The organism is Ruegeria sp. BG5, assembly GCF_056538425.1.
Window position 1 is genome coordinate 19764 of record NZ_JBQFTC010000008.1, and the last position, 24496, is coordinate 44259.

Sequence of the window (24496 nt, forward strand, 5' to 3'; positions counted from 1 at the left end):
GATACGGTGCGCCGGACCGAGTAGTCAGGCGGGTTATTCGCCCGAATGTCAGTACTGCCAGGTTCAGACGCCAAACAAAACAACAGCGTCCGGCAAACCGGGTGGCACATCGCAAACACATTTTTTTAGACAGGGCCCGGATCAGCGGTTATCCCGAGATCCATGGCAGATCGGCAGCCCGGCCAAGGCCGGTCAACGACGCTAGCTCCTCAATCATCCTGATGCCCGTCAGTCTGACCGAGGAAACAGCCTGTCCCCCCAAGCGAGTGAATCGCTGTAACAGTGGTAGCAAGATGAAATGGGTCGCGGCAACGAAACTCTGATATTGACTCGGCTCTTTGGCCGAAAGAATCTCTCGGTTTCGTGAGGGCGCGGTATTCCGGCAACACGTGAAAAAGGCGCCGCTGACCGCGACGCCTTTCAAATTAGTTCAGCCTTTCTGACATGACCCTAGGTCATCCAAAAAGCTTAACCCAGCGCTTTGACGCGGGCCGACAGGCGCGACATTTTGCGGGCTGCGGTGTTCTTGTGGAAGACGCCTTTGGTGACGCCGCGCATCAGCTCGGGCTGAGCGGCGCGCAGGGCTGCGGTGGCCGTGTCCTTGTCGCCGGATGCGATCGCTTCTTCAACTTTGCGCAGGTAGGTGCGGATGCGCGAACGGCGCGCTTTGTTAACGGCGAAACGCTTTTCGTTCTGACGTGCGCGCTTCTTTGCCTGGGGCGAGTTAGCCATGTGTTTCTTGACCTTTGTTCGGTACGGTTATCTTGGGTTGCGCGCCACGGACATATCCGCACCGGATCAGAAATCACGAGTGTGAGTCGGGCCAGGCGGGCCGCACGCGCATGTATAGCGGCGCTAGTTATCCAAGTTTGCGGTCTTTGCCAAGCCGATTCTTTACCGGCGCATAGCGGCCATGAAAAAAGGCGGGCCGGGCCCGCCTGTTTCGAATGCTCCGCTGGTTTACTTGTCGCGGAACTGGGCTGCGCGTTTTTCCAGGAAGGCGGCCATGCCCTCTTTCTGGTCTTCGGTCGCGAACATCGAATGGAAGACGCGACGCTCGAACAGCATTCCTTCGTTCAGCGGCAATTCATAGCTGCGGTTCACGGCCTCTTTGGCGGCGATCGCGGTCAGCTGTGATTTCTCGGCAATCTTCTGGGCTGCCCCCATCGCCTCTTCAATCAGCTTCTTGGCCTGGACCACGCGGCTGACAAGACCTGCGCGCTCGGCCTCTTCGGCGTCCATGAAGCGGCCGGTCAGGTTCATGTCCATCGCTTTCGACTTGCCCACAAAGCGCGTCAGACGCTGCGTGCCCCCCAAGCCTGCGATGACACCCAGATTGATTTCGGGCTGGCCGAATTTGGCGGTATCGGCGGCAATGATGAAGTCGCACATCATCGCCAACTCGCAGCCCCCGCCCAGCGCATATCCCGCAACGGCGGCGATGATTGGCTTGCGGATAGCTGTAACGCGGTCGTTGGCGTCAGCAAACAGATTGGTGTTGAACACATCGACAAAGCTCATCTCGGACATTTCCTTGATGTCCGCACCAGCGGCAAAGGCTTTGTCCGAGCCGGTGATCACGATGCAGCGCACCTTGTCGTTGCGGTCAGCGTCTTCCAGCGCATCGCACAACTCACCCAGCAGCTGAGTGTTCAGCGCGTTCATCGCGTCCGGTCGGTTGAGCTTGATAAGGGCGACGTGGTCTTCGATTTCGACGATGATCGTCTCAAAAGCCATGAGGTGAAAGCTTCCGGTTGTTCCGTTCAGATACGAGTCATTATCACGCGCAAAAGCTGGATCAAGTTATCTTTGGCATTGCGCGCAATAGAAAGTTGAGCGACCGGACTGGGTGATTCTCTTGATCCGGGCGCTACACCCTTCGGTCCGACAGGGTTCGCCTTCGCGCCCGTAGACATCAAAGCTGTGCTGAAAATATCCAAGTTCTCCATCGGCTTGGCGGAAATCGCGAAGCGAGGATCCGCCTGCGTCGATGGCGTCCTGCAACACCTGCCGGATGATCGGCACAAGACCCGAGACACGTGCCGAAGAAATTTGCCCCGCTTTGCGACGTGGCGACACCTTTCCGCGATACAAAGCCTCGCAGACGTAAATATTCCCCAACCCAGCAACGATTCCCTGGTCCAGCAGGGCGGATTTCACAGGTGTGTTCTTGCCCCTGAACGCGTCGATCAGGTGCTGTTCGTGGAAATCATTCCCCAACGGTTCCGGCCCCAGAACCGCCAGCAGCTTATGTGCCTCGGCGGTGGCCGTCGGCAGCAGGTCCATCGCCCCGAACCGGCGCGGGTCGTTGAAGGTGACGCGCGCACCGTTGGCCATGTGAAATACAACATGGTCGTGTTTTTGCGCCGCAGGATGGTCATGCACAAACTGCCCCAGCGGATCGCCCGAAACCGTCATCCGCCCTGACATACCCAAGTGAATAAGCAACGTCTCACCGCTGCTGAGATCGGCCAGAATGTATTTCGACCGCCGCCGCAACCGCTCTACCCGCTGCCCGGTCAGCCGTTCGGCCATCCGATCCGGGAAAGGCCAGCGCAGATCGGGTCGGTTTACATCCGCGCGCTCGATCACCACCCCTTCCATTGCAGGGCTCAGGCCGCGTCTTACTGTCTCGACCTCGGGCAATTCGGGCATTAGATGGCTCCTATTCCAAAGGGCCGCATTGTGCCCGCTTCTTATGGCCCTATAACAGAGGCGAAATTCGACGAACGGCAAGGCAAATGTCCGACACCAACGACAAGACCACTCATTTCGGGTTCGAAACCGTGCGCGAGGCTGACAAGGCCGGGCGCGTACAGGGCGTGTTCAACTCGGTCGCCTCGAAATACGATGTGATGAACGATGTCATGTCGATGGGCATTCACCGAGTCTGGAAAGACGCGATGATGGACTGGCTGGCCCCGCGCCCCGGTCAGCGGCTGCTGGATGTGGCGGGCGGCACCGGCGATATTTCCTTCCGGTTCCTGAAGCGCGCGGGCCACGGCCACGCCACCGTTCTGGACCTGACCGAACCGATGCTGGTCGAAGGCCGCCAACGTGCCGAGGCCGATCAGATGTCAGACAGTCTGAACTGGGTGGTGGGCGATGCGATGGCCCTGCCGTTCGAAAACAACACCTTTGACGTCTACACCATCTCATTCGGCATCCGAAACGTCACCCGCCCGCAAGAGGCCCTGAACGAGGCGTTCCGGGTGCTGAAACCCGGCGGTCGCCTGATGGTGCTGGAGTTCAGCCAGTTGCCCAATGACGGGCTGCAGAAGCTGTATGACCTCTACAGTTTCAACGTCATCCCGCGCATGGGGAAGCTGATCGCAAACGACTATGACAGCTATCAGTATCTGGTGGAATCGATCCGCAAATTCCCTGATCAGGACACCTTCTTGACCATGGTCCGCACGGCCGGTTTCGAAAACGCCAAGTACCGCAACCTCAGCATGGGCATCGCCGCGCTGCATTCCGGCTGGAAGATTTAATGCGCGGCCCTCACAACATTATACGCCTGATCCGTACAGGCGCCACGCTCGAGCGCACAGGCGCCATGAACGTGGTGCTGGATGCGTTCGAGGCGCCCAAATCGCTGCGTTTCGTCGCCCATGCTTTGGGCAAACCCTTCCAGTGGCTGGGCTACAAGGGCGATCCCGACATGCCGCCCGCAACCCGCGCCCTTACCGCCTTGGGTCCGGCCTACATCAAGTTCGGGCAGGTCTTGTCCACCCGACCCGATGTTGTGGGCAATGAACTGGCCGCTCAGTTGCGCGTTCTTCAGGACAAGCTACCGCCCTTTTCCAAATCCGAGGCTTTGGCCGAGGTTGAAAAGGAACTGGGCCAGCCCGTCGCCGAGATATTCAGCGATTTCAGCGAGCCGATCGCTGCCGCCTCCATCGCGCAGGTCCACAAGGCCAAGCTGGTCAGCACCGGCGAAGACGTCGCCGTCAAGGTCCTGCGCCCGGGGATCGAGCGCGCCTTCCGCAAGGATGTGGACGCCTTCTATTTCGCCGCCCGCATTGTGCAATTGTTCGCCCCCGGCGCGCGCCGCCTGCGGCCCATGGAGGTCATCGAACATTTCGACGGCGTGGTACGCGGGGAACTGGACCTGCGTCTGGAAAGCGCCGCCGCCTCGGAATACGCGGCCAACACCAAAGACGACGCAGGCTTCTGGCTGCCCCCCGTGGTATGGTCGCTCTCGGCGCGGCGCGTGATGACACTCAGCTGGGCGGATGGCATCCCGCTGGGCGACAACGACGCGCTGGACGCCGCAGGCCATAACCGTCGCGATTTGGCGGAACGTGTACTGCGAATGTTCCTATTGCACGCCCTGCGCGACGGGTTTTTTCATGCTGATATGCATCAGGGAAACCTGAAGGTCGCCGCAAACGGGGACATCATCGCCTATGACTACGGCATCATGGGCCATATCGACGAATATACCCGCCGGGTCTATGCCGAGATCCTCTTTGGCTTCATCCGCCGCGACTATAAACGCGTGGCCGAGGTCCATTTCGAGGCCGGATACGTCCCCGCCGACCGGGATGTCGATGAATTCGCCCGCGCCCTGCGCGCGGTGGGTGAACCGATCTTCGGCATGGACGCCTCGCACATATCAATGGGCCGCCTGCTGAACTACCTGTTCGAAGTCACCGAGCGCTTCGGCATGGAAACCCGGACCGAACTGATCTTGCTGCAGCGCACCATGGTCGTCGTTGAGGGCGTGGCCCGCTCACTGGACCCGCATATGAACATCTGGGAAACCGCCCGTCCCGTGGTCGAGGATTACATCAAGCAATCCATCGGCCCCCGCGCCGCCTTGCGCGATTTCGGCAAGACTGCAATGGTACTGGCCCGGTTCGGCCCGCGCCTGCCATCACTGGTCGAAAACGCCCTGATCGCCCAGACGCAAAAAGACGAACCCCCAAAATCGCCACTTTGGTCCGCCGCCCTGCCCGCCACCATTGGCGCTGCAGCAGGCGCGGCGCTTGTCTTACTGCTCAACGCGCTCAGCTAGAACCAACCCGCCCGCTTCATCTGGCCAGAAATATCCTCGGGGGGAATCGCGCCAAGGCGCGATGGGGGGCAGACAGCCCCCCTGCCCGGCTTCAGATCAAAGCCGCTCGATGGCGATGGCGATCCCCTGACCACCACCAATGCACATGGTGATCAGACCTTTGGACCCGCCTGTGCGCTCCAGCTCATAAAGCGCCTTCAGAGTGATAATCGCACCGGTCGCACCCACCGGGTGACCCAGCGCAATTGCGCCGCCATTGGGGTTCACTTTCGACGCGTCCAGCCCCAGCTCCTGATTGACGGCCAGCGCCTGCGAGGCAAACGCCTCGTTGCTTTCGATAACGTCGAAATCCTCGGCCGACAGGCCGGTCTTTTTCAGCAGGTTCTTAACCGCCGGAACCGGACCAATGCCCATCACTTCGGGGCGAACGCCGGCATGGGCATAGCCCAACACGCGCGCTTTGGGCTTCAGACCGGCCTTTTCAGCCGCATCCGCCGTTGCCAGCACCATCGCCGCCGCACCGTCATTGATGCCCGAGGCATTGCCCGCCGTCACCCGGCCATCCTTCTTGAACACCGGACGCAGCCCGGCCAGCACCTCAAGCGAGGTCGCCTTGGGATGCTCGTCCACCTTGAAGTCAACCATGTCACGCTTGACCTTCACCTGCACCGGGGCGATCTGGCCGTCGAACAGACCGGCCTCAATCGCCGCTGCCGCGCGGGTCTGGCTGGTCATAGCGAACTCATCCATCTGCTCGCGGCTGATCTGATGTTCGTCAGCCACGTTCTCCGCCGTCACACCCATATGGCCGGTGCCAAACGGGCAGTTCAGCGCGCCCAGCATCATGTCCTGCGAGGAGATATCGCCCATCTTCGCGCCCCAACGCGCCTGCGACACGATATACGGGCTGCGCGACATGCTCTCGGCCCCGCCCGCGACGGCAAATTCGGCATCGCCCAGCATCAGCGACTGAACCGCCGAAACAATCGCCTGCGCGCCGGATCCGCACAGACGGTTCACGTTCATCGCAGGTGTGCCGTTCGGAATACCGGCCTGCATTGCGGCGACGCGCGACAGGTACATATCCCGCGGCTCGGTGTTGATCACATGACCAAACACCACGTTGCCGATCTGGGCACCCTCGACGCCTGAACGCTCCAGCGCGGCCTCGGTCGCCACGGTCGCCAGATCGATCGGCGCGGTCGAGGCCAGGGCGCCGCCAAAGGTGCCAATTGCGGTGCGGGCACCATCAAGGATTACGATATCGGTCATGGATCTCTCCTGTTGAATTTTGGCGCAGTATGCACATGCAGAAAGATACTGTCGCGCAGGACGTCCCGTCACGGTCGGAATTGACATCTGTCCGCTCAACCCGCAAGGATTCCGTCATGACGGAAAACACAGACGATATCCTGAACCTGCTGCCCGCCCGCCTGAAAGAGGCGCGCCGGGCCAAGGGCCTCTCGCTGGAAGCGGTCGCCAATCTCAGCGGCGTCTCGCGGTCCATGGTCAGCCAGATCGAACGGGGGGAAAGCAGCCCCACGATCTCGACCCTGTGGAACCTGACGCGCGCGCTGCAGGTGGATTTTGCCGGTCTTTTAGAGGGCACCAAGACCGCCGACCAGATCGAAGTGCTCAGGAAATCCGAGGTGCCCAGCATCGACAATATGGGCCAGAACTGCCGTATCCGCATCCTGTCACCGCCAGAAGAGGCCGGCGGGCATGAGGTCTATGACATTCAGTTCGACGCGGGCGGCGCGCTGAACAGCCAGCCCCATGCGCGCGGTGCACGTGAACAACTGACCGTGCTGGACGGCGCGGTCAAAGTCACCTCGGGCAGCGCCGTAACCGAGCTGAAACAGGGCGACACCGCCCGCTATGCGGCAGATATCGCCCATTCCATCTCGGCCAGCGCACCAGCCCGGGTCTTCCTGATTGTAAAGAACGCTTGAAACCGGCAAATTTCCGCCTTCACGGATATTTTTCCTTCATACTGTAATTCCCCTATTTGGGAAATTCCTCCGTTATGTTAGATATGCGACTCAGGTTGAACGGAGGCCGCCATGGCAGATGCATTCCTGTCCCATATCACGGACACCCTTGCGCAGATCGAAGCGGAAGGCCTGTATAAGCGCGAGCGCATGATCACCTCGCCTCAGGGCGGTGAGATTACGGTGGGTGACCGGCAGGTCATCAACCTGTGCGCCAACAACTACCTGGGTCTGGCCGATCACCCCGCGCTGATCGAGGCCGCCCAGGGCGCGATGGGGCGGAAAGGGTTCGGCATGGCCTCGGTCCGGTTCATTTGCGGTACGCAGGATATTCACCGCGAGTTGGAGCAAAAGCTGGCGCAATTCCTCAACAAGGACGATGCGATCCTGTTCGCCGCCTGCTTTGACGCGAACGGAGGGCTGTTTGAGCCTTTGTTAGGCCCTGAAGACGCAATTATTTCAGACAGCCTGAACCATGCCTCGATCATCGACGGGGTGCGCCTGTGCAAGGCGAAACGCTATCGCTACCTGAACAATGACATGAACGACCTCGAAGCCTGGCTGAAACAGGCGCGCGCGGACGGGGCGCGGCATATCATGATCGCCACCGACGGTGTGTTTTCGATGGATGGCTATCTGGCGAACCTGCCGAAAATCCGTGAACTGGCCGATAAATACGACGCCATTGTCATGGTCGATGACTGCCACGCCACCGGCTTCATGGGGCCGAACGGGGCCGGAACGCCGGATCATTTCGGCGTCGATGTGGACATTCTGACCGGAACATTGGGCAAGGCACTTGGGGGGGCAATCGGCGGTTACATCGCTGGGCCGCAGCCGGTGATTGATCTGCTACGGCAGCGGGCGCGGCCCTATCTGTTCTCGAACTCGCTGCCGCCCTCGATCGTCGCTGCGGGGCTTGAGGCCATCCGTCTGGTCGAACAGGGCGACATGCTGCGCGCGCAACTGTTCGGCAACGCGAAATACTGGCGCGCGGGGCTGGAAAATCTGGGTTTCGACCTGCTGCCCGGCGAACACCCGATCATCCCCGTGATGCTGGGTGAGGCGCAACTGGCGCAGGACATGGCCGCACGGTTGTTTGACGAGGGCGTCTATGTCTCGGGCTTTTTCTTCCCGGTCGTTCCACGCGGTCAGGCACGGATCAGGACGCAGATGAATGCGGCTCTAACAAGGGACGAATTAGACCGTGCGCTCATCGCCTTTGGCAGGGTCGGCAAAGAGCTGGGAGTGATCTGATGCGCCCCAACACGATGAAGGCGCTGGAGAAGTCAAGGCCCGGGGAAGGGCTGTGGATGGTGCAGGCTCCGGTGCCTGAAATCGGCCCCGACGAAGTGCTGATCCGCATCAAAAAGACCGGCATCTGCGGTACTGACATTCATATCTGGAACTGGGATGACTGGGCCGCGCATACGGTTCCGGTGCCCCTGATCACCGGCCACGAATTTGCCGGTGAGATCGTCGAGATGGGCCGCAACGTGACCGGGCTTGAAATCGGTCAGCGCTGCTCGGGCGAGGGGCATCTGATCACCACCGACAGCCGCCAAAGCCGCGCGGGTAAGTTTCACCTCGACCCCGGTACGCGCGGGATCGGGGTAAACGAACAGGGGGCCTTTGCGCAATACCTCAAACTGCCCGCCTTCAACGTGGTTCCCTTGCCTGATGACGTACCGGACGAGATCGGGGCCATCCTAGACCCGCTCGGCAACGCGGTGCATACGGCGCTGAGCTTCGATCTGCTGGGCGAGGATGTGCTGATCACCGGCGCAGGCCCCATCGGTATCATGGCCGCCGCCGTTGCCCGCCATGCGGGCGCACGGCACGTGGTGATCACCGATATCAACCCCGACCGCCTGAAACTGGCCGAGCATGTGGTGCCAACCGTGCGCGCCGTGGATGTCTCGATGGAAGATCTCGAAGACGTCATCACGGAACTTGGCATGGCGCAGGGGTTTGACGTGGGCCTTGAAATGTCCGGTTCACAAGCCGCGCTGGACCAGATGGTCGAGGCGCTGGTGATGGGCGGCAAGATCGCCCTGCTGGGCATCCCACCCGGCAAATCCCCCGTGGACTGGTCCCGGATCGTGTTCAAGGCCATCACCATCAAGGGCGTCTACGGGCGCGAGATGTTCGAGACCTGGTACAAGATGATCGCCATGTTGCAGAACGGTCTGGATGTCAGCCGCGTCATCACGCACCAGATGAAGGTCGATGATTTTGCCGAAGGCTTTGCCGCAATGAAATCCGGCCAATCGGGCAAGGTGGTGCTGGACTGGACCTGACGCTCTGGCCTCATGCCAATTCAGACCCTAAACATAGGGAAACGCAGGTGTTGGGAGACGCATATGAGCGACAAGGACAGGTATCTGGAACGCGGGATCGAAGAGACTCTGGTCACCGATTTCGCGCAGACCCACCGCAAGAGTTACGGTGATTTCCTGCAGCTCAAGACCCTGCTGAACCTGCAAAAGACCTTTCAGGACCCTGCGCAGCCGGATGAGATGCTGTTCATCATCATCCATCAGGTCAGCGAGTTGTGGCTGAAACTGATGCATCACCAACTGGTCGAGGTGCGCGGCTTTCTGCAACAGGATGCGTTCGGCCCGGCGATGAAGAACCTCGACCGCGTCAAGGCGATCCAGCGGCAACTGATCGCCGCGTGGGAGACGCTGCTGACCATGACCCCGGCCGACTACATGACCTTTCGGCAGGCGCTTGGCAGTTCGTCGGGGTTTCAAAGCTATGGCTATCGCCAGATCGAGTTCATTCTGGGCAACAAGGATGCCTCGACCCTGAAGGTTCACGCCCATGACGCCGAGGTCATGGAGGTGCTGAATGCCGCCCTGACCAAACCGTCGCTTTATGATGAGGTCCTGTTCATGCTGGCCCGTCAGGGGTTTGACGTGCCGCAAGACCTGCTGGACCGCGACTTTGCGCAGCCCTATTCGGGCGACAGCCGTGTGGTGAAAATCTGGGTGCAGGTGTTCCGCGACACGGACCGGTATTGGGACCTCTATGCGCTGGCCGAAAAGCTGATGGATGTGGAATCCCTGTTTCAGCGCTGGCGCTTCGATCACGTCACAGCGGTCGAGCGTGTCATCGGCAACCAACCCGGCACCGGAGGGTCCAGCGGCGTCTCTTTCCTGCGCAAGGCCTTGGATTTACGCTTTTTCCATGATCTCTACGATGTGCGCACCGAATTGATGTACAAGGATCAGGAGTAAGAGATGCTGTATCGGGGTTTCACTCAGACCGAGTTGGATCAGGAATATTCCCCCCGGTCGATGATCGGCGGCGACCTGACGCCCTATCTGGACAGCTACGCGGCGCTGAGCGCGCAGTATCGGGCGCAGATGGAGGTGCGGGAAAACCTCGCCTATGGCGACAGCCCCACGCAGGTTCTGGATTTCTTTCCTGCAAAGGGGGCCGGGGCGCCGCTGCATGTGTTCATTCACGGCGGCTATTGGCAGGCGCTCAGCCAGCGCGAGTCGGCGATGATGGCCCCGGCACTGATCGAGGCCGAACACTCCTTTGCCACCTTGAACTACACGCTCGCCCCCGATGCCCGGATCGGCGAGATGGTCGAAGAATGCCGAGACGCGCTGCTGTGGCTGGCCGCGCAGGCCGAAACACTTGGGTTTGACCCCTCGCGGATCACCCTGTCAGGCCACAGCGCCGGGGCGCAGTTGGTCAGCATGGTCATGGCGGGTTCCGCCAACGATCTGGCCCGCGCCGGGCTACGGGTTCGCGATGTGATCCTGATCAGCGGGGTCTACGATCTGGAACCGATCAGCCTGACCCCGGTGAACGACCCGCTGCAACTGACCCCGGTTGAGGTCAACGACCTCTCCCCCATCCGCCACCTGCCCCGCCCCGGCCCGCGCTACCACGTGACCGTGGCCGAACGCGATACGCCCGAGTTCATCCGCCAAAGCCGCGATTACGCCGAGTTACTGCGCAAGGCCGGGCATTCGATTGGCTTTGATTTGAAGAAGGGGATGCAGCATTTCGATATCATCATGCATCCGGGGACGTTTTTGCCCGTGTCTCGATAGTCACAGGTGTTGGACGGCAGACGGATTTGGTTCTTGCGCCACAGGCCAAAGCAACCACTTTGAACCCCACATGACTTGTGAAACTGGGTATTTCCGGTTCGAACACAAAGGGCTCGCTCTGTAGTTTCAAGAACGAGTGACAGGCGGTAGTCCGTTGCCTGCATTTGTTCTCGTCGCTACATTGATCGGGTTTAGTGAGTTGAAGGGGAGTATCAAATGCAAAAATTGCTGACCATGTTGGTGTTACTACCTCTGTATTTCACGGTTCCAGTGTCAGCTGACACGCCAAAGGGATTTAAGGAAGCAACGTTTCAAGGAAGCAGCCCAAAACTGAATGGTAACGAAGTTATTTTCACGCTTTTGCCAGGTCAATTTAGCTCAAAGAACTACGGCGATGGTCGAGGAGAAAGCGATTGCAAAAATGGAAACATCCGATCGCAAATTAACGCAAAAAAGTATGCAAAACTCGGCCAAACGGTGGAATACAGTTTAGATTTTTGGATAGAGCCGGGATTTCGATATAGCAAAGGCAACGTTCCCAGAAGCAAACTTACGCTGATGGAATGGCAGCGGATTAACACGATAAAAAACCACATCTACGTCTTGCATCTTGACTCCTCGGGTGGCGCTAAATTCGAAGACAGAACGTGTTTTCCACCGTCCCGCTTCGGACGATGGGTGTCATTTAAAATGCGTGTCAAATGGTCAAAAAATAATGACGGCTTCATGGAAGTGTTTTGTGAAGGGAAACGCATCTTTGCACTGAACGGTCAGAATGCAATTCCTCCCGCCTGTGGAACCAAAGCGAAACAACAATGCCATTTAGACAAAATGGACTTGCGTCCTCCGATACAGTGGCAAGTGGGTCCAAAGCTGAATGGTTACGGGACTGCCTATAAGCAGAGCGGAAAAAAGTCGCCTTTTCGACCCTGGCCAAAGGATGGTCTGACAATGAAAGTACGTAATCTGTACTATGGTCGCCCCAAGAAGTGAGACAGTTCGAAGGCGTTGGGACATTTAAAGTGTGATCGGCAGCTTTGTTCGCAAAGCTGGCGTGTGTTTCTTATTGGCGAATGCGGATCCTCTGCGGAAAGCCCATTCCAACATCTTTTGATACAACTACGGTCAGCTTCAAAATCCCCGCTTTTCAGGCTATGACATCAGACAACTGAAACAACTCCAACGCAACGAATTGAAACTTCACCCCCCCACCATCCGGCCTGCACAATTGACGGACGCTATTGGATTGGCAGCCTGCATTGACGCGGCCTATGCCAAATACGCCCAGAGGATCTCTGATTTGCCCAAGGTTTCCGAGGGCTGCGCCGAGGACATTGCGGATAGTCAGGTCTGGGTCGCGGTGCAAAGTGATGAGATCATTGCCGGCATCGTTCTTATTGCCGGTGACGGCTTCATCAAGCTGGCAAATCTGGCAGTTCATCCCGACCATGGTGGGCAGGGATTGGGACGGAAACTGATCGAACTTGCGGAAGTCGAGGCCAGACGGCAGGGGTTTGATGAGATGCGTTTGAACACCCATGTCGACATGCCCGAGAATGTTCGATTGTATCAACATCTGGGATGGGTTGAGGTGTCTCGGAGTGCAAACACTGTCTCCATGACCAAGAATCTAGCGCACGATCAACACTAAAGGTTCTCAGCGTTCCACAAAAAAAGCGGCCCGAAAGGGCCGCTATTTTTCGTTTTAATGCAGGACCGGATCAGTCCAGCGTCCGTGTGACCTCTTCGCGCTCGAAGATTTCGATCACGTCGCCTGCGCGGATATCGTCGTAGTTCTCGAACGCCATACCGCATTCCTGACCCGACTGAACCTCGGCCACTTCGTCCTTGAAGCGTTTCAGGGTCTTCAGCGTGCCCTCGTGGATCACCACGTTGTCGCGCAGCAGACGGACGCCTGCGGAACGACGCGCAACACCTTCGGTGACCAGACAGCCCGCAACCTTGCCGACGCCTGTGACCTTGAAGACTTCGCGGATCTCGGCGTAACCGATGAACTTCTCGCGGATCTCGGCGCTCAGCAGGCCGGATGCGGCGGCTTTCACGTCGTCCACGAGGTCATAGATCACCGAGTAATAGCGAATCTCGACACCCTTCTGGTTTGCGGTGTTCCGGGCCGAAGCATTGGCACGCACGTTGAAGCCAAAGATCGGAGCGCCCGAGGCTTCGGCAAGGCCGACATCCGTTTCGGTGATCGCACCAACGCCCGAGTGCAGAACGCGCACGCGCACCTCGTCGTTGCCGATCTTTTCCATCGCCTGAACGATGGCCTCGGCAGAACCCTGCACGTCCGCTTTCATCAGAATCGGCAGCTCGGTGACGTTCTCGTCTTCCTTGGCCTTCTGCATCAGCTGCTCAAGGGTGGTCGCGGCACCGGCGGCGGCGCGTTTGTCCTTGGCGGCTTGCTCACGATAGGCGGCAATCTCACGGGCCTGCGCTTCGGTCTCGGTCACGTTCAGAACGTCGCCCGCTTCGGGTGTACCGTTCAGACCCAGAACCTCGACCGGAACCGAGGGGCCAGCTTCCTTGACGCGGTCGCCCTTGTCGTTGATCAGCGCACGGACCTTACCGTATTGCTCACCCACAACGAAGATATCGCCCTGACGCAGCGTGCCGTTCTGAACCAGAACCGTGGCCACGGGGCCGCGACCCACATCCAGCTGCGCCTCGATCACGGCACCCTGGGCGGCGCGGTCGGGGTTGGCTTTCAGTTCCAGAATCTCGGCCTGCAGCGCGATGGCTTCCAGCAATTCGTCCAGACCCTGACCGGTGATGGCAGAGACTTCGACGTCCTGAACCTCACCCGACATTTTCTCGACGATCACTTCGTGCTGCAGCAGATCGGTGCGCACCTTGTCCGGGTTTGCGTCCGGCTTGTCGACCTTGTTGATCGCCACGATCATCGGCACTTCGGCCGCCTTGGCGTGGTTGATCGCCTCGATGGTCTGCGGCATCACAGCGTCGTCGGCAGCCACAACCAGAACCACGATATCCGTGACCTGAGCACCGCGCGAGCGCATCGAGGTAAAGGCCGCGTGGCCTGGCGTATCCAGGAAGGTCAGCGTGGTGCCGCCATCCGTCTTAACCTGATAAGCGCCGATATGTTGGGTGATGCCACCGGCTTCGCCTGCCACAACCCGCGCATCGCGGATTGCATCCAGCAGCGAGGTTTTGCCGTGGTCGACGTGACCCATGATGGTGATGACCGGCGGACGCGGTTTCAGATCTTCGTCGCTGTCCTCGACCTCTTTGATGACGTCTTCAACATCCGAATCCGAGACGCGGGTGACCTTGTGGCCAAACTCTTCGATGATCAGTTCTGCGGTGTCGGCGTCGATGGTCTGGTTCTGCGTGACCATCATGCCCATCTGCATCAGCGATTTGACAACGTCAGCCACACGTTCAGCCATACGGTTGGCCAGTTCCGAGACCATGATCGCCTCGGGCAGCTGCACGTCGCGGATCACCTTTTCGCGCTCGACCGTGCCACCCATGGCTTTCTGACGCGCACGCTCCTGCTTGCGCTTCATCGCCGCCATCGAACGCTGGCGGTTGCCTTCGCCACCCGTGGCCTGACCCAGAGTCAGCTTGCCCGAACGGCGGTTGTCGTCACGGCCCTTGCCGCGACCGCGCTGTTCACGCTCGCGATCCTGCTTGCGCGGGGTCGCTGCGGGGGCCGGTTTGCTTGCCGGAGCCCGGGCCGCTTTGGGTTCTTCCGGCGCCGGGGCAGCCGCCGCTCGTTTGGCGGCCTCTTCGGCCTCTTTGCGCTTGCGGTCTTCTTCCTCGGCCTTGGCGCGGGCGCGTTCTTCGGCCTCGCGCTGTTCGCGCTCCTTGGCCTCTTGCTCGGCACGGCGGCGGGCGCGTTCTTCTTCCCGCGCCTTTTCAGCAGCCTCGCGGGCGGCAGCCTCTTCGACCTCACGCGCCTTTGCGGCTTGCAATGCCTTCATCCGGCGCGCCATTTCGGCATCCGAGATTCCTGCCGGACGACGCGACGGATCACCCGAAGGCGTTGCACCGCCACTCGGCTTGCTGGCACCCGGCTTGGGGACCACCACGCGTTTGCGTTTGGTTTCCACCACGACATTCTTGGTGCGTCCGTGGCTGAAACTCTGTTTCACATTTCCGGGGCGTGCCCCGCCACGAAGACCCAATGTCTTTTTGCCGTCATTATCGCTCATAAAGCTTCTTACCCTTCCGTGCGGCCCCTGCCGCCGTCATCCGTTTCGCGCAAGCCACGCAGGCGCTGCGCTTCCTCTACAACACGTTTGGCGAGTCCGCCAGAGGCCAAGGCCGCATGAATCACGGTTTGGCGCCCAAATGCCTGCCCTAATTCATCCGCAGTCAGCCAACCGATGTATTTTCCAAAGTGCGGCGTGCTGAGTTTCGACTTGCCGCGCCCCGATCCATCAGAGGCCTGAATCAGCACCTGGGCCTCTTCCCGGTCCAGCCACGTCTTGACCTTTTCATAGCCCGCAACCGCATCACCGGATTTGCGGGCCAGACTCAACAGCTCGATCACCCGGCGCGCAACCTGCTTTTCCACCTCGGCGGTCAGGTCGGCGGGCACAGTGACCTGCGCCTTGAACCCGCGGGAAAACAGTTTCTTGCCAACGGCCTTGTCCAAAGCGGCACGATCCGCCGCCACATAGACCCCGCGCCCCGGCAGTTTCGCCGCGACATCCGGATAGACCTGACCGTCCGGGCCAGTGACAAAGCGGATCAGCCCGAATTTTGGCTGCACCTCGCCCGTGGCAATGCACTTGCGCTCAGGCCCTTCGGACCGATCCTTATGGACGCCACCGCGACCCATGTCAGCCACCCGAGGCCCTGAGATCAGGCCTCGGCCTCCTCCTCTGCAACGTCGCCATCTTCTTCGGCCTGTTCCAGTTCAGCCGGATCAACCCAGCCCAGCATGATGCGCGCTGTCATGACCAGATCCTGAGCCTCTTCCAGTGTCACACCGAAAGGCTCCAGCACGCCATCATCCTTGATGCGCTCACCATCGACTGTGGTCCAGCCACCGGCCAGTTCCCAGTCGGCGCAGGTTGCAAAGTCTTCCAGCGTCTTCACATCATCCTTGGCCAGCGCCTCTACCATCTGGGGTGTCAGGCCTTCGAATTCAATAAGGCTGTCCTCGGCGCCCAGCGCACGCGCGGCGTCCAGAGCGGCCTTGGCCTGCGCCTCAAGGAAGTCACGCGCGCGGGCCTGCAGTTCCTGCGCGGTGCCTTCATCGACACCGTCGATCACCAGCAGCTCGTCGATCTCGACATAGGCAACCTCTTCAAGGTTGGTGAACCCTTCCGAGACCAGCAGTTGCGCGAAGAATTCGTCCAGATCCAGGCTTTCCATGAACAGCTGGGTGCGGGCTTCGAACTCTTTCTGGCGACGCGCCGATTCCTCGGCCTCGGTCATGATGTCGATGTCCAGATTGGTCAGCTGGCTGGCCAAACGCACGTTCTGACCGCGGCGACCGATGGCGAGGGACAACTGTTCCTCGGGGACAACAACTTCGATCTTGCCGGCTTCTTCATCCAGAACCACCTTGGAGACCTCGGCAGGCTGCAGCGCGTTCACCAGGAAGGTCGGCTGATCTTCGTTCCACGGGATGATGTCGATCTTTTCGCCCTGCAGCTCGTTCACAACGGCCTGCACGCGGCTGCCGCGCATACCAACGCAGGCACCAACGGGGTCGATGGAGCCATCATAGGAAATCACGGCAATCTTCGCGCGCGAACCGGGGTCGCGGGCCACGGCCTTCACCTCGATGATACCGTCATAGATTTCCGGCACTTCCATCTTGAACAGCTCGGCCATGAATTCCGGCGCGGTGCGCGACAGGAAGATCTGGTGGCCACGAACCTCGCGGCGGACCTCTTTGATATAGGCGCGCACGCGGTCATTCGGGCGATAGCTTTCGCGGCCGATCTTGTCATTGCGGCGCAGAACGGCCTCGGCACCGCCCAGATCGACGATGACATTGCCGAATTCTTCGCGTTTGACCGCACCGTTGATGATGGTGCCTGCACGATCCTTGAATTCTTCGTACTGACGGTCACGTTCCGCTTCGCGGACCTTCTGCAGAATCACCTGCTTAGCGGACTGGGCAGCGATACGGCCCATTTCAACCGGCGGAACCTCTTCGACGAAAACGTCACCAACTTCGGGCGCTTCCATATACTGGCGCGCCTGTTCGACGGTCATCTCGGCCTGATAGTTCTCAAGCTCTTCATCCTCGACCACGGTGCGGACGCGGGTGAAGGTCGCCTTGCCGGTCTTGCGGTCGATGGATACGCGGATGTCCATTTCCGCGCCGTAGCGGCTCTTGGCGGCACGGGCGAGCGATTCCTCCATCGCTTCGACAACCAGACCAGGGTCGATCATCTTTTCGCGGGCCACGGCCTCGGCGGTCTGCAGCAGCTCCAGCTGGTTGGCTGAGGTGATTGCCATCAGTTCGTCTCCTCTTCGGACCCTTCGGTCTCAATCTCGTCGAAAGCGTTTTCGTTCAGGGCACCGGCGTCCTTGCGCTGGCGCAGCATTTCCTTGATCAGGTCATCGGTCAGGACCAGCTTGGCATCGCTCAGCCAGTCGAATTGCAGACCGATGGTGATGGTCTCATCGCCCTCGGGGATGTTGATCAGAACTTCATCCCCTTCGATCCCGGCCAATTCGCCCTTGAACCGGCGGCGGCCGTCGATCAGTTCGGCGGTTTCGATCTTGGCCTCGTACCCCTCGAACGTCTCGAAATCCTTGAGACGGGTCAGAGGGCGGTCGATGCCGGGGCTGGACACCTCAAGCGTATAGGCGTCCAAAATCGGATCCTCGACATCCAGCGTGGCGCTGACGGCGTTGGAAATCTCGGCGCAATCGTCCACTTCGATGCCGCCCTCAGGCTTGTCGGCCATGATCTGCATCGTGGTGGTCTTGCCGCTCATCAGGCGGATACGGACGAGTTCGTACCCCAGATCCTCGATCACGGGGGTGATGATCTCGGCCAGTCGCCGGTCAATGGCAGCTTTGGCTATCAGGTCGTTTGTCATCAGGTTCTCTACCCTTCAATCGGGCACAAAAAAACGGGCGCGCGGCCCGTCGATCTTTTCCGGTGGAGCCCCGGACCCTAGCCCGACACGCCGCTGTTGAGTGCGATATAGCTGCCAAGATAAGAGAATGCAACCCCGGTGCACCCTCTTATCCACCGCCCATGCTTAGTCTGAAAGAATCCAGTTGCCGTTGGTACAGGTATAAGGTCCAACGCGATCCCCTTCTTCATGCACAACGCCATCAAAGATGCACTGAGTTGTCTGGCCGACCGCATTGGTCACGGCCATCGCCTGAGCGGCGGCGAAAACCGCAAGAACACGCAAGAAACTGTTCATTCCCATCTCCTACTGCGTTACCCCGACAAACCGTGTCGGCTGTGTATTGCGGGGATAGATCACCACCGACAGATTGCCCCCGCCCAGAAACTGTTCGGGCTGCGCCAGGGGCGGCGGAAACAGCTGATCAAAGGCCGCCTTGTTGAAGCCAAGCTTCAATTTCGAGCCGGACAGAACCTCGAACGGCGACGTTGCCGTGCAGGGATGGCGGAGCGGGTCTTTTCTGACGGTGAATTGTTCCATGATGTTGGATGTATTGCCCAGCGGTCGGACCAGAACAATTGTGCCCGGCGTCAGGAAACTGTCCGGGCAGGAATAGACCTGGGGAACGCCGGTCTCATCCTCGCCGCGCATCTCGGCCGTGGCCGCCACCACATGTTTGAACGGGCTGAAAATCGTCTCTTGCTGGATAAAGTTGGTATAGAGCGTCGCAAACAACTGGCTGTCATTGCTGGGTTCAGCCGTCAGCCCGTCATACAAATCCGAGATCGCCAGCCACATCCGGGAATCAGCCCCGCGCAGCGTTCCCGGCAAGGCAAACGGACCTTCGAGGTTATACAGCACGCTGCGAAGCTCTTCTGATAAAGGGTCTTCCTTGTTCAGGTCGCGGATTGCGTCACCAAGGGACCGGTCATGGATATTATAGTACCCCCGCGTTCTGAGCGCGCCCGCCAGCTTCATCTTTTCCGATGCTTTTCGGTTCAATTCTTCGTCGGTATCGCCCTCGGCAGGTTCAACCTGATCCAGACCTTCATGCAAAAGCTCGATCAAGGACTGACCGCGATTTGCTGTGAACTCCATCTTCCCGTCTTTGCTGATCAGGACATTGACGTTGTTTCCGTTCACAATCGCATAGGCAACGACCCCCGCCAGGATCAATGCCAACGCTATTATGGTAATCGTTTTCTGACTCTCTTTGGTCATGGGAAAACTCCCAACTTAACAAATAACAAAATAAAATATGTGCAGGTTATAGCACAGTTAAGCACAAATTCAAAATGCAAGAGGTGTAGCCGGGCTAGGCCATCCACCACCTTTCGGCGATTCGCCCGTCATCCATTCCCGTCCGTTGCCCGATCTGGCGCGGCATTCCGACATGGGCCGCAACGGCCAGCGACATGTCGGTTTCACTGGGGAAGAACCGCAGGCCCCGCTTTTCGCGCAGGTGATCGCGCGCGGGGATGGCTGCGATATCGACATAGCCATCGCGCAAAGCTTCGGCGCGCACGGCAGGATCCGGGATCACGATGACCTCGACCTTGTCAGCCCAACCGGCCGAGCCCGACTTGTAGTGATCCGCTACTTTGCGCCCAAGGAAGTTCCTGTCATCCTCGGCCCGGTCAACCCGGTAGCAACCTGTGCCGTTGGCCTGTTTCAGGGGCGTCACTCCTGCGCCATTGCGGGTGATCACGAACCGGTTGTCGGCCAGCAAGAACGGCAATCCGGCATTAGGGGCGGCAAGTTCCAGACGCACAACGGTTGGCGTCAAAGCTTCGGTTTGCCCGAACTCGGCCAGCACCGGCATTATATCCGCAATATCCAGTGCGGTTCCGTCATGAAAAGTTACGCCCTCACGCAGATCAAAGGTCCAGACCTGCGCCTTTGCATCCGTCTGCCAACCGGTTGCCAGTTCGGCGCGCAGGGTCCCGTCCGGCGCGATCTCGGTCAGGGTATCGAACACGGCACCGCGTGCAACCTGTTCCAGACTGTCATCCCGCGGCACTGCCAGTCGCAATGTCCCGCCCGCTTTCGGCGTATCCGCCAGCGACGCCCCCGTCGCCGCCAACAACGCGGCAGCGGCACCCGAGGCGAACAGAGCGCGGCGGTCCATCCGGGTCATGCTACACCCTCCGCCACGCGATCCATGATGCGCACCAGCTCGGCGCTGATTCCGGGCTCGGACAAGGCATGGCCCGCATGGCGCACCATCTTCAGCTCGGCATTGGGCCAGCGTTGCGACAGCTTCCAGGCCGATTCAGGCGGACAGATCATGTCATAGCGGCCCTGCACGATATGGCCCGGAATGTGGGCGATCCTGTCCATCTGATCCAGAATCTGCCCGTCCTTCTCCAGAAAGGCGTGGTTGATGAAATAGTGATTCTCAAGCCGCGCAAACGCGCGCGCATATTCACCGGGGCTTTCCCCGGTTGATCCGTTGGAATGAATGGATGCCAGCGCGTTCTCCCACGCCGACCACGCCCGCGCATACAGAATCTCGGTCGCGCGGTCGCCCGAGAACAGGCGTTTGTTATAGGCCCGGATCGCGTCCGACAGCTCATCTTCGGCCAGCAGAGAGGTGAACTTGGCCCATGGCTCGGGCCAGAACTTGCCCGCACCGCCGCCATAGAACCAATCCAGCTCGGCCTGCGTGGCCAGAAACACCCCGCGCAGCACCAGCCGACTGACCCGGTCCGGATGCGTCTGCGCATAGACCAAGGCCAGCGTGGCCCCCCAGCTGCCGCCAAACACCGTCCATTCATCGATATCCAGCAATGACCGCAGCCGCTCGATATCCGCCACCAGATGCCAGGTCGTGTTGTTCTCGACCGAGGCATGGGGCCGAGATTTCCCGCAACCCCGCTGATCGAACAGAATCACCCGGTACACACGCGGATCGAAATAGCGCCGCATCGCCGGGCTACAACCACCGCCCGGCCCGCCATGCAGCACCACCACCGGCAGCCCGTTTGGATTGCCGCTTTGCTCCATATAAATCTGATGCCCGTCGCCCACGCTGACCAACCGCTGATCGAACGGGTCGATCGGCGGGTAAAGATATTGCACTGCGCGCTTTTGGTCCGGGTACTTATCCATTACGGCCCTATATAGTCCTTAAGCGTAAAAGAGCACACGGAGACAGGAATGCAAGCGCATCCGAACACGGTAGACCCATCCGAGATCGCAAAATTCGAGGCGATGGCGGCGGAATGGTGGGATCCGAACGGAAAATTCAAGCCGTTGCATATGCTGAACCCCTGCCGGCTGGATTATATCACCCAACAAATCGCCGGGGAATTTGACAGAGAATTGAAGTCCCCGCACCCGTTTCAGGGCCTGCGCCTGCTGGATATCGGTTGCGGCGGCGGGCTGCTGAGCGAACCTATGGCCCGCCTTGGGGCCGAAGTCGTGGGGGCTGACGCCGCCGAGGGCAACCTGCCCGTCGCCCGCATCCATGCCGAGCAATCGGGGCTGGACATCGACTACCGCCACACCACCGCCGAGGATATGGCAGCGGCGGGTGAACAGTTCGACGTGGTGCTGAACATGGAGGTGGTGGAACACGTCGCCGACCCGTTGGGTTTTCTGACCGCATCGCAGCACTTGCTGAAACCGGGCGGATTGCTGATCTGCTCGACCATCAACCGCAACCCGAAATCCTATGCGATGGCCATTTTCGGGGCCGAGGTCGTCATGCGCTGGCTCCCACGCGGCACCCATGAATGGAACAAGTTCATCACCCCCGACGAGCTGTTCGACCTACTGCGCCAGGCCGGGTTGGAGCCGGTGGACCGCAAAGGCTTCGTCTTCAATCCGCTCCTGTGGAGCTGGTCGATCTCAGACCGGGATCTGAGCGTGAATTATGTGACGGCGAGTGTGAAGCCGGGGTAGGTGGGTGTTTACACCCATCATTCCGACGACAAGACACGCGATGGGTGCAAGCACCCATCCTACGCTTACTCAGTGTGAAAAATGCGAAGGCTGACCTGAAACCAGAGAGGCCTACTCCCCCTCCAACTGCAACCGCAAATCCCGTAGCACCGGCAGCGTGCTGCGGACCCGTTCCAACCCCAGTTCTCCGACCACGCGGTTGATCAACGGTGCAATCGAGGAAATCGCCTGATCGCGTGCCCTGCGACCGGCGGGGCTGATGGCGACCATCTTGCGGCGGGCGTCGTCCCAGTCGGGGCGGATGTGGATGTATCCGGCCCATTCCAGCTTGGCCAAAGTGTTGGTCATCGCCCCTCGGGTCACATGGAACGTGTTGGCCAGTTGCGCCGGGCTGCGCTCGTCTCCGACAAAGACCAGATGGTTCAGCACCGAGAAATGCGAGATTTCCATGCCCTTGGGCAGCACCCGGCTCAGCCGGTTGCGCAACAGTTGGTCTGCCGTCAGAATTTCACTGAACAGCGTGACCGCAAGGGCATTATGTTCGTCCGTCATGGTCCGATCTGGGTCAGGGCCCCACGAAGGGCCGCACGTGAGTCAATGAGGGCACGCGGCGGCGCGCCTCTGTCACAGAACTATCATCCAAATCGAAAAAGTGAATGCCCGGATCGGTGCCTGCGTCGATCAGCACCTCTCCCCACGGGGCGACAACCATGCTATGGCCATGGGTGTAGCGGGTTTTGCCTCGGGTTTTTGGATGCGCGCCGGTCTGGGCGGGGGCAAGGACCCAACAGCCGGTTTCGATTGCCCGCGCGCGCAGCAGCGATTCCCAATGCGCTGCGCCGGTGACGGGTGAAAACGCCGCCGGGACGGTCAGGATATGCGCCCCGGCCTGCGCCAACGCGGCGTGCAGGTAAGGAAAGCGGATGTCATAGCAGATGGTCAGGCCAACCTTGCCGAAATCGGTCTCGGCAATGACCGCCTGTTTTCCGGGGCGATAGTTTTTCGATTCGCGAAAGGTCTCGGTTTCCGTGACCTGAACGTCGAACATGTGGATCTTGTCATATCGCGCCACGATCTGCCCCTGAGGGTCGATCATGAAACTGCGGTTGGCAAAGCGACCATCCGGGTCGTGGGTCTTGATCCCTAACGACCCAATCAGCAACCAGACGCCCAGCGCGGCGGCCTGCGCCCGCAGACCGGCCAGAGTGATGTCGTCTTCTTCATGCTGCAACACCTCGCGCTGCCGGGTGGTGCTGTTGGACACGCAATTCGTGACCTCGGGGGTCAGGATGAACTGCGCGTCCTGTGCTGCGGCCTCGGCCATCATGGCGCGAACCATCTCCAGGTTCGCAGCCGGGTCGTCCGACGAGGTGATTTGCAGCAGCGCGGTTTTCATCAGGCCGCCAGCAGACGGTCCAGCTTGCCCTGACGGTCTAGCTCGTACAGGTCGTCACAGCCGCCCACATGGTCGGTGCCGATGAAGATTTGCGGCACGGTGCGCTTGCCGCCCGCGCGCTTGATCATTTCGGGCTTGCGCTTGGGGTGCAACAGCACGTCGATTTCCTTGAACTCGACACCTTTCTGTTTCAGCAGGCGTTTGGCCGCGTGGCAGAAGCCGCATAGCGGCGAGGTGTAAATCTCAACTGGTTTCATAATTCCGTCCCTTCGGGTTTCGCACGATCTTGAGCGAATTAGGCATCCTTGGCAACGCGTGCCAGAACCAACACGAAAATATGATTTGCCCCTGCATTGCGACAGGCACGCGTACAGGCCGCCAAGGTCGCCCCCGATGTCATCACATCATCGACCAGAAGGATGTCGCGGCCCTTCATCTGCCGCTTTGGATGAGGGGCGATCACGTCGTCCAGCGTCTCGGCCCTTTGGGCGGCGGTTTTGCCGTCCAACACCGGCGTGCGCGCAGTTCGCAGCATCAGGTCCGGGCAGGCCTCAAGCCCCGTGTCGCGCGCCAGATGCTGCGCCAGCAAGGCGGACTGGTTATACCGCCGCTTGATCAGTCGAGACCAATGCAAGGGAACCGGCGCGATCAGCATGTCCGGTTTGAACAGATCCCGCCCCGCCTGCGCCATCCAGCGCGCAGCAGGCCGGGCCAGTTCGGACCGATCCCCATGCTTCAGCGCCAGCACCAATGACCGCGCCCGCCCTTTATACAGCAATGCTGCCCGCCCATCCTGCCAGGGGCGCGGGGTTTTCAGGCAGTCATCACACTCGATCCGGTGCCCGTCCCCATCCCCCGGCACCGGCATGCCGCAACTGTTGCAAACGGTTCCGCCGATAAAGGGCGTGTCGCGCCAGCAGGTGCCGCACAGGCCAAAGTCCGACTCGGTCAGATCCCCGCAGCTAAGGCATCTGGGTGGATAGATCAGGTGCAACGCGGTTTGAACTCGCGGC

26 protein-coding genes are annotated in these 24496 nt (G+C 60.0%); 10 read left to right on the forward strand and 16 right to left on the reverse strand.

The genetic code is table 11. The features are described 5' to 3' along the window. Positions 1-468 precede the first annotated feature (468 nt). The 3 genes from rpsT to mutM form a co-directional block, all read right to left on the reverse strand. Complete coding sequence (rpsT, locus tag ACR0KX_RS18720; protein ID WP_480708687.1) at positions 469-732, reverse strand: 30S ribosomal protein S20; 264 nt, start codon at positions 730-732, stop codon at positions 469-471. Positions 733-960: 228 nt separating this feature from the next. Further along, a complete protein-coding gene (locus ACR0KX_RS18725) occupies positions 961-1737 on the reverse strand; it encodes an enoyl-CoA hydratase (RefSeq protein ID WP_170624739.1) in 777 nt (258 codons plus the stop codon). A 66-nt stretch (positions 1738-1803) separates the two neighbouring features. Beyond that, positions 1804-2655 (reverse strand): bifunctional DNA-formamidopyrimidine glycosylase/DNA-(apurinic or apyrimidinic site) lyase, encoded by an 852-nt coding sequence (gene mutM / locus ACR0KX_RS18730; RefSeq protein ID WP_170624741.1) that lies wholly within the window; start codon positions 2653-2655, stop codon positions 1804-1806. A gap of 86 nt (positions 2656-2741) precedes the next feature. Between mutM and ubiE the strand changes: the two genes are divergently transcribed. Both ubiE and ubiB read left to right on the forward strand, forming a co-directional pair. Further along, on the forward strand, positions 2742-3494 hold the full coding sequence (ubiE, locus tag ACR0KX_RS18735; protein WP_170524361.1) for a bifunctional demethylmenaquinone methyltransferase/2-methoxy-6-polyprenyl-1,4-benzoquinol methylase UbiE: 753 nt from the start codon (positions 2742-2744) through the stop codon (positions 3492-3494). Further along, entirely contained in the window at positions 3494-5023 is a 1530-nt protein-coding gene (gene ubiB, locus ACR0KX_RS18740; RefSeq protein WP_170624742.1) for a 2-polyprenylphenol 6-hydroxylase, read from the forward strand. Before ubiE ends, ubiB begins: the two co-directional genes overlap by 1 nt. Before the next feature lie 96 nt (positions 5024-5119). On the opposite strand, the gene ACR0KX_RS18745 is transcribed toward ubiB, so the two are convergent. Next, a complete protein-coding gene (locus ACR0KX_RS18745; protein ID WP_170624743.1) occupies positions 5120-6295 on the reverse strand; it encodes an acetyl-CoA C-acyltransferase family protein in 1176 nt (391 codons plus the stop codon). A 116-nt stretch (positions 6296-6411) separates the two neighbouring features. Here ACR0KX_RS18745 and ACR0KX_RS18750 point away from each other — a divergent pair, with 116 nt between their 5' ends. The 7 genes from ACR0KX_RS18750 (at position 6412) to ACR0KX_RS18780 (ending at position 12738) form a co-directional block, all read left to right on the forward strand. Next, a complete protein-coding gene (locus ACR0KX_RS18750; RefSeq protein WP_170624744.1) occupies positions 6412-6975 on the forward strand; it encodes an XRE family transcriptional regulator in 564 nt (187 codons plus the stop codon). Positions 6976-7086: 111 nt separating this feature from the next. Beyond that, a complete protein-coding gene (locus ACR0KX_RS18755) occupies positions 7087-8271 on the forward strand; it encodes a glycine C-acetyltransferase (RefSeq protein WP_170524350.1) in 1185 nt (394 codons plus the stop codon). 14 nt (positions 8272-8285) lie between these two features. Next, positions 8286-9314, forward strand: coding sequence for an L-threonine 3-dehydrogenase (gene tdh, locus ACR0KX_RS18760; RefSeq protein ID WP_170524496.1), 1029 nt, complete (start codon positions 8286-8288; stop codon positions 9312-9314). A gap of 63 nt (positions 9315-9377) precedes the next feature. Continuing rightward, positions 9378-10256 (forward strand): tryptophan 2,3-dioxygenase, encoded by an 879-nt coding sequence (locus ACR0KX_RS18765; RefSeq protein WP_480708688.1) that lies wholly within the window; start codon positions 9378-9380, stop codon positions 10254-10256. A 3-nt stretch (positions 10257-10259) separates the two neighbouring features. Then, complete coding sequence (locus tag ACR0KX_RS18770) at positions 10260-11087, forward strand: alpha/beta hydrolase (RefSeq protein WP_170624745.1); 828 nt, start codon at positions 10260-10262, stop codon at positions 11085-11087. Positions 11088-11303: 216 nt separating this feature from the next. Continuing rightward, complete coding sequence (locus ACR0KX_RS18775) at positions 11304-12080, forward strand: polysaccharide lyase family protein (protein ID WP_170624746.1); 777 nt, start codon at positions 11304-11306, stop codon at positions 12078-12080. A 199-nt stretch (positions 12081-12279) separates the two neighbouring features. Next, entirely contained in the window at positions 12280-12738 is a 459-nt protein-coding gene (locus ACR0KX_RS18780; RefSeq protein WP_480708689.1) for a GNAT family N-acetyltransferase, read from the forward strand. Between the two features lie 70 nt (positions 12739-12808). Here the strand turns inward: ACR0KX_RS18780 and infB are convergent, their stop codons facing one another. The 8 genes from infB to pip all read right to left on the reverse strand — a co-directional run bounded on the left by infB (position 12809) and on the right by pip (position 21292). Then, positions 12809-15283, reverse strand: coding sequence for a translation initiation factor IF-2 (gene infB / locus ACR0KX_RS18785; RefSeq protein ID WP_170455755.1), 2475 nt, complete (start codon positions 15281-15283; stop codon positions 12809-12811). 8 nt (positions 15284-15291) lie between these two features. Beyond that, positions 15292-15915, reverse strand: coding sequence for an RNA-binding protein (locus tag ACR0KX_RS18790; protein WP_170455757.1), 624 nt, complete (start codon positions 15913-15915; stop codon positions 15292-15294). Positions 15916-15938: 23 nt separating this feature from the next. Further along, positions 15939-17552, reverse strand: coding sequence for a transcription termination factor NusA (nusA, locus tag ACR0KX_RS18795; RefSeq protein ID WP_170455760.1), 1614 nt, complete (start codon positions 17550-17552; stop codon positions 15939-15941). Continuing rightward, on the reverse strand, positions 17552-18142 hold the full coding sequence (gene rimP, locus ACR0KX_RS18800) for a ribosome maturation factor RimP (protein WP_170455762.1): 591 nt from the start codon (positions 18140-18142) through the stop codon (positions 17552-17554). The genes nusA and rimP overlap by 1 nt, the downstream gene beginning before the upstream one ends. Before the next feature lie 165 nt (positions 18143-18307). Beyond that, a complete protein-coding gene (locus tag ACR0KX_RS18805) occupies positions 18308-18478 on the reverse strand; it encodes a hypothetical protein (RefSeq protein ID WP_170624748.1) in 171 nt (56 codons plus the stop codon). Between the two features lie 9 nt (positions 18479-18487). Next, the gene (locus ACR0KX_RS18810) at positions 18488-19402 is read right to left on the reverse strand and encodes a hypothetical protein (protein WP_170455766.1); all 915 of its coding nucleotides are present in this window, start codon (positions 19400-19402) and stop codon (positions 18488-18490) included. A 94-nt stretch (positions 19403-19496) separates the two neighbouring features. After that, the gene (locus tag ACR0KX_RS18815) at positions 19497-20318 is read right to left on the reverse strand and encodes an ABC transporter substrate-binding protein (protein ID WP_170624749.1); all 822 of its coding nucleotides are present in this window, start codon (positions 20316-20318) and stop codon (positions 19497-19499) included. Then, the gene (gene pip, locus ACR0KX_RS18820; protein ID WP_170624750.1) at positions 20315-21292 is read right to left on the reverse strand and encodes a prolyl aminopeptidase; all 978 of its coding nucleotides are present in this window, start codon (positions 21290-21292) and stop codon (positions 20315-20317) included. The genes ACR0KX_RS18815 and pip overlap by 4 nt, the downstream gene beginning before the upstream one ends. A 48-nt stretch (positions 21293-21340) precedes the next feature. Here pip and ubiG point away from each other — a divergent pair, with 48 nt between their 5' ends. Beyond that, positions 21341-22087, forward strand: a complete 747-nt coding sequence (gene ubiG / locus ACR0KX_RS18825) for a bifunctional 2-polyprenyl-6-hydroxyphenol methylase/3-demethylubiquinol 3-O-methyltransferase UbiG (RefSeq protein WP_170624751.1) — start codon at positions 21341-21343, stop codon at positions 22085-22087. Between the two features lie 111 nt (positions 22088-22198). On the opposite strand, the gene ACR0KX_RS18830 is transcribed toward ubiG, so the two are convergent. Genes ACR0KX_RS18830 through ACR0KX_RS18845 form a run of 4 tightly spaced genes read right to left on the reverse strand, consistent with a single transcriptional unit; the run spans position 22199 to position 24477 of the window. Further along, positions 22199-22639: a MarR family winged helix-turn-helix transcriptional regulator gene (locus tag ACR0KX_RS18830; protein WP_037313149.1), complete on the reverse strand. Its 441-nt coding sequence runs from the start codon at positions 22637-22639 to the stop codon at positions 22199-22201. 13 nt (positions 22640-22652) lie between these two features. Further along, positions 22653-23483 (reverse strand): carbon-nitrogen hydrolase family protein, encoded by an 831-nt coding sequence (locus tag ACR0KX_RS18835; RefSeq protein WP_170624752.1) that lies wholly within the window; start codon positions 23481-23483, stop codon positions 22653-22655. Further along, positions 23483-23740 (reverse strand): glutaredoxin 3, encoded by a 258-nt coding sequence (gene grxC / locus ACR0KX_RS18840; RefSeq protein WP_170524318.1) that lies wholly within the window; start codon positions 23738-23740, stop codon positions 23483-23485. Before grxC ends, ACR0KX_RS18835 begins: the two co-directional genes overlap by 1 nt. A gap of 38 nt (positions 23741-23778) precedes the next feature. Continuing rightward, a complete protein-coding gene (locus ACR0KX_RS18845) occupies positions 23779-24477 on the reverse strand; it encodes a double zinc ribbon domain-containing protein (RefSeq protein ID WP_480708690.1) in 699 nt (232 codons plus the stop codon). Positions 24478-24496: the final 19 nt, after the last annotated feature.

Bases quoted from the DNA above. Each gene is read 5' to 3' on its own strand.
- rpsT (WP_480708687.1), bottom strand. From the start codon at position 732: ATGGCTAACTCGCCCCAGGCAAAGAAGCGCGCACGTCAGAACGAAAAG.
- ACR0KX_RS18725 (WP_170624739.1), bottom strand. From the start codon at position 1,737: ATGGCTTTTGAGACGATCATCGTCGAAATCGAAGACCACGTCGCCCTT.
- mutM (WP_170624741.1), bottom strand. From the start codon at position 2,655: ATGCCCGAATTGCCCGAGGTCGAGACAGTAAGACGCGGCCTGAGCCCT.
- ubiE (WP_170524361.1), top strand. From the start codon at position 2,742: ATGTCCGACACCAACGACAAGACCACTCATTTCGGGTTCGAAACCGTG.
- ubiB (WP_170624742.1), top strand. From the start codon at position 3,494: ATGCGCGGCCCTCACAACATTATACGCCTGATCCGTACAGGCGCCACG.
- ACR0KX_RS18745 (WP_170624743.1), bottom strand. From the start codon at position 6,295: ATGACCGATATCGTAATCCTTGATGGTGCCCGCACCGCAATTGGCACC.
- ACR0KX_RS18750 (WP_170624744.1), top strand. From the start codon at position 6,412: ATGACGGAAAACACAGACGATATCCTGAACCTGCTGCCCGCCCGCCTG.
- ACR0KX_RS18755 (WP_170524350.1), top strand. From the start codon at position 7,087: ATGGCAGATGCATTCCTGTCCCATATCACGGACACCCTTGCGCAGATC.
- tdh (WP_170524496.1), top strand. From the start codon at position 8,286: ATGAAGGCGCTGGAGAAGTCAAGGCCCGGGGAAGGGCTGTGGATGGTG.
- ACR0KX_RS18765 (WP_480708688.1), top strand. From the start codon at position 9,378: ATGAGCGACAAGGACAGGTATCTGGAACGCGGGATCGAAGAGACTCTG.
- ACR0KX_RS18770 (WP_170624745.1), top strand. From the start codon at position 10,260: ATGCTGTATCGGGGTTTCACTCAGACCGAGTTGGATCAGGAATATTCC.
- ACR0KX_RS18775 (WP_170624746.1), top strand. From the start codon at position 11,304: ATGCAAAAATTGCTGACCATGTTGGTGTTACTACCTCTGTATTTCACG.
- infB (WP_170455755.1), bottom strand. From the start codon at position 15,283: ATGAGCGATAATGACGGCAAAAAGACATTGGGTCTTCGTGGCGGGGCA.
- ACR0KX_RS18790 (WP_170455757.1), bottom strand. From the start codon at position 15,915: ATGGGTCGCGGTGGCGTCCATAAGGATCGGTCCGAAGGGCCTGAGCGC.
- nusA (WP_170455760.1), bottom strand. From the start codon at position 17,552: ATGGCAATCACCTCAGCCAACCAGCTGGAGCTGCTGCAGACCGCCGAG.
- rimP (WP_170455762.1), bottom strand. From the start codon at position 18,142: ATGACAAACGACCTGATAGCCAAAGCTGCCATTGACCGGCGACTGGCC.
- ACR0KX_RS18805 (WP_170624748.1), bottom strand. From the start codon at position 18,478: ATGAACAGTTTCTTGCGTGTTCTTGCGGTTTTCGCCGCCGCTCAGGCG.
- ACR0KX_RS18810 (WP_170455766.1), bottom strand. From the start codon at position 19,402: ATGACCAAAGAGAGTCAGAAAACGATTACCATAATAGCGTTGGCATTG.
- ACR0KX_RS18815 (WP_170624749.1), bottom strand. From the start codon at position 20,318: ATGACCCGGATGGACCGCCGCGCTCTGTTCGCCTCGGGTGCCGCTGCC.
- pip (WP_170624750.1), bottom strand. From the start codon at position 21,292: ATGGATAAGTACCCGGACCAAAAGCGCGCAGTGCAATATCTTTACCCG.
- ubiG (WP_170624751.1), top strand. From the start codon at position 21,341: ATGCAAGCGCATCCGAACACGGTAGACCCATCCGAGATCGCAAAATTC.
- ACR0KX_RS18830 (WP_037313149.1), bottom strand. From the start codon at position 22,639: ATGACGGACGAACATAATGCCCTTGCGGTCACGCTGTTCAGTGAAATT.
- ACR0KX_RS18835 (WP_170624752.1), bottom strand. From the start codon at position 23,483: ATGAAAACCGCGCTGCTGCAAATCACCTCGTCGGACGACCCGGCTGCG.
- grxC (WP_170524318.1), bottom strand. From the start codon at position 23,740: ATGAAACCAGTTGAGATTTACACCTCGCCGCTATGCGGCTTCTGCCAC.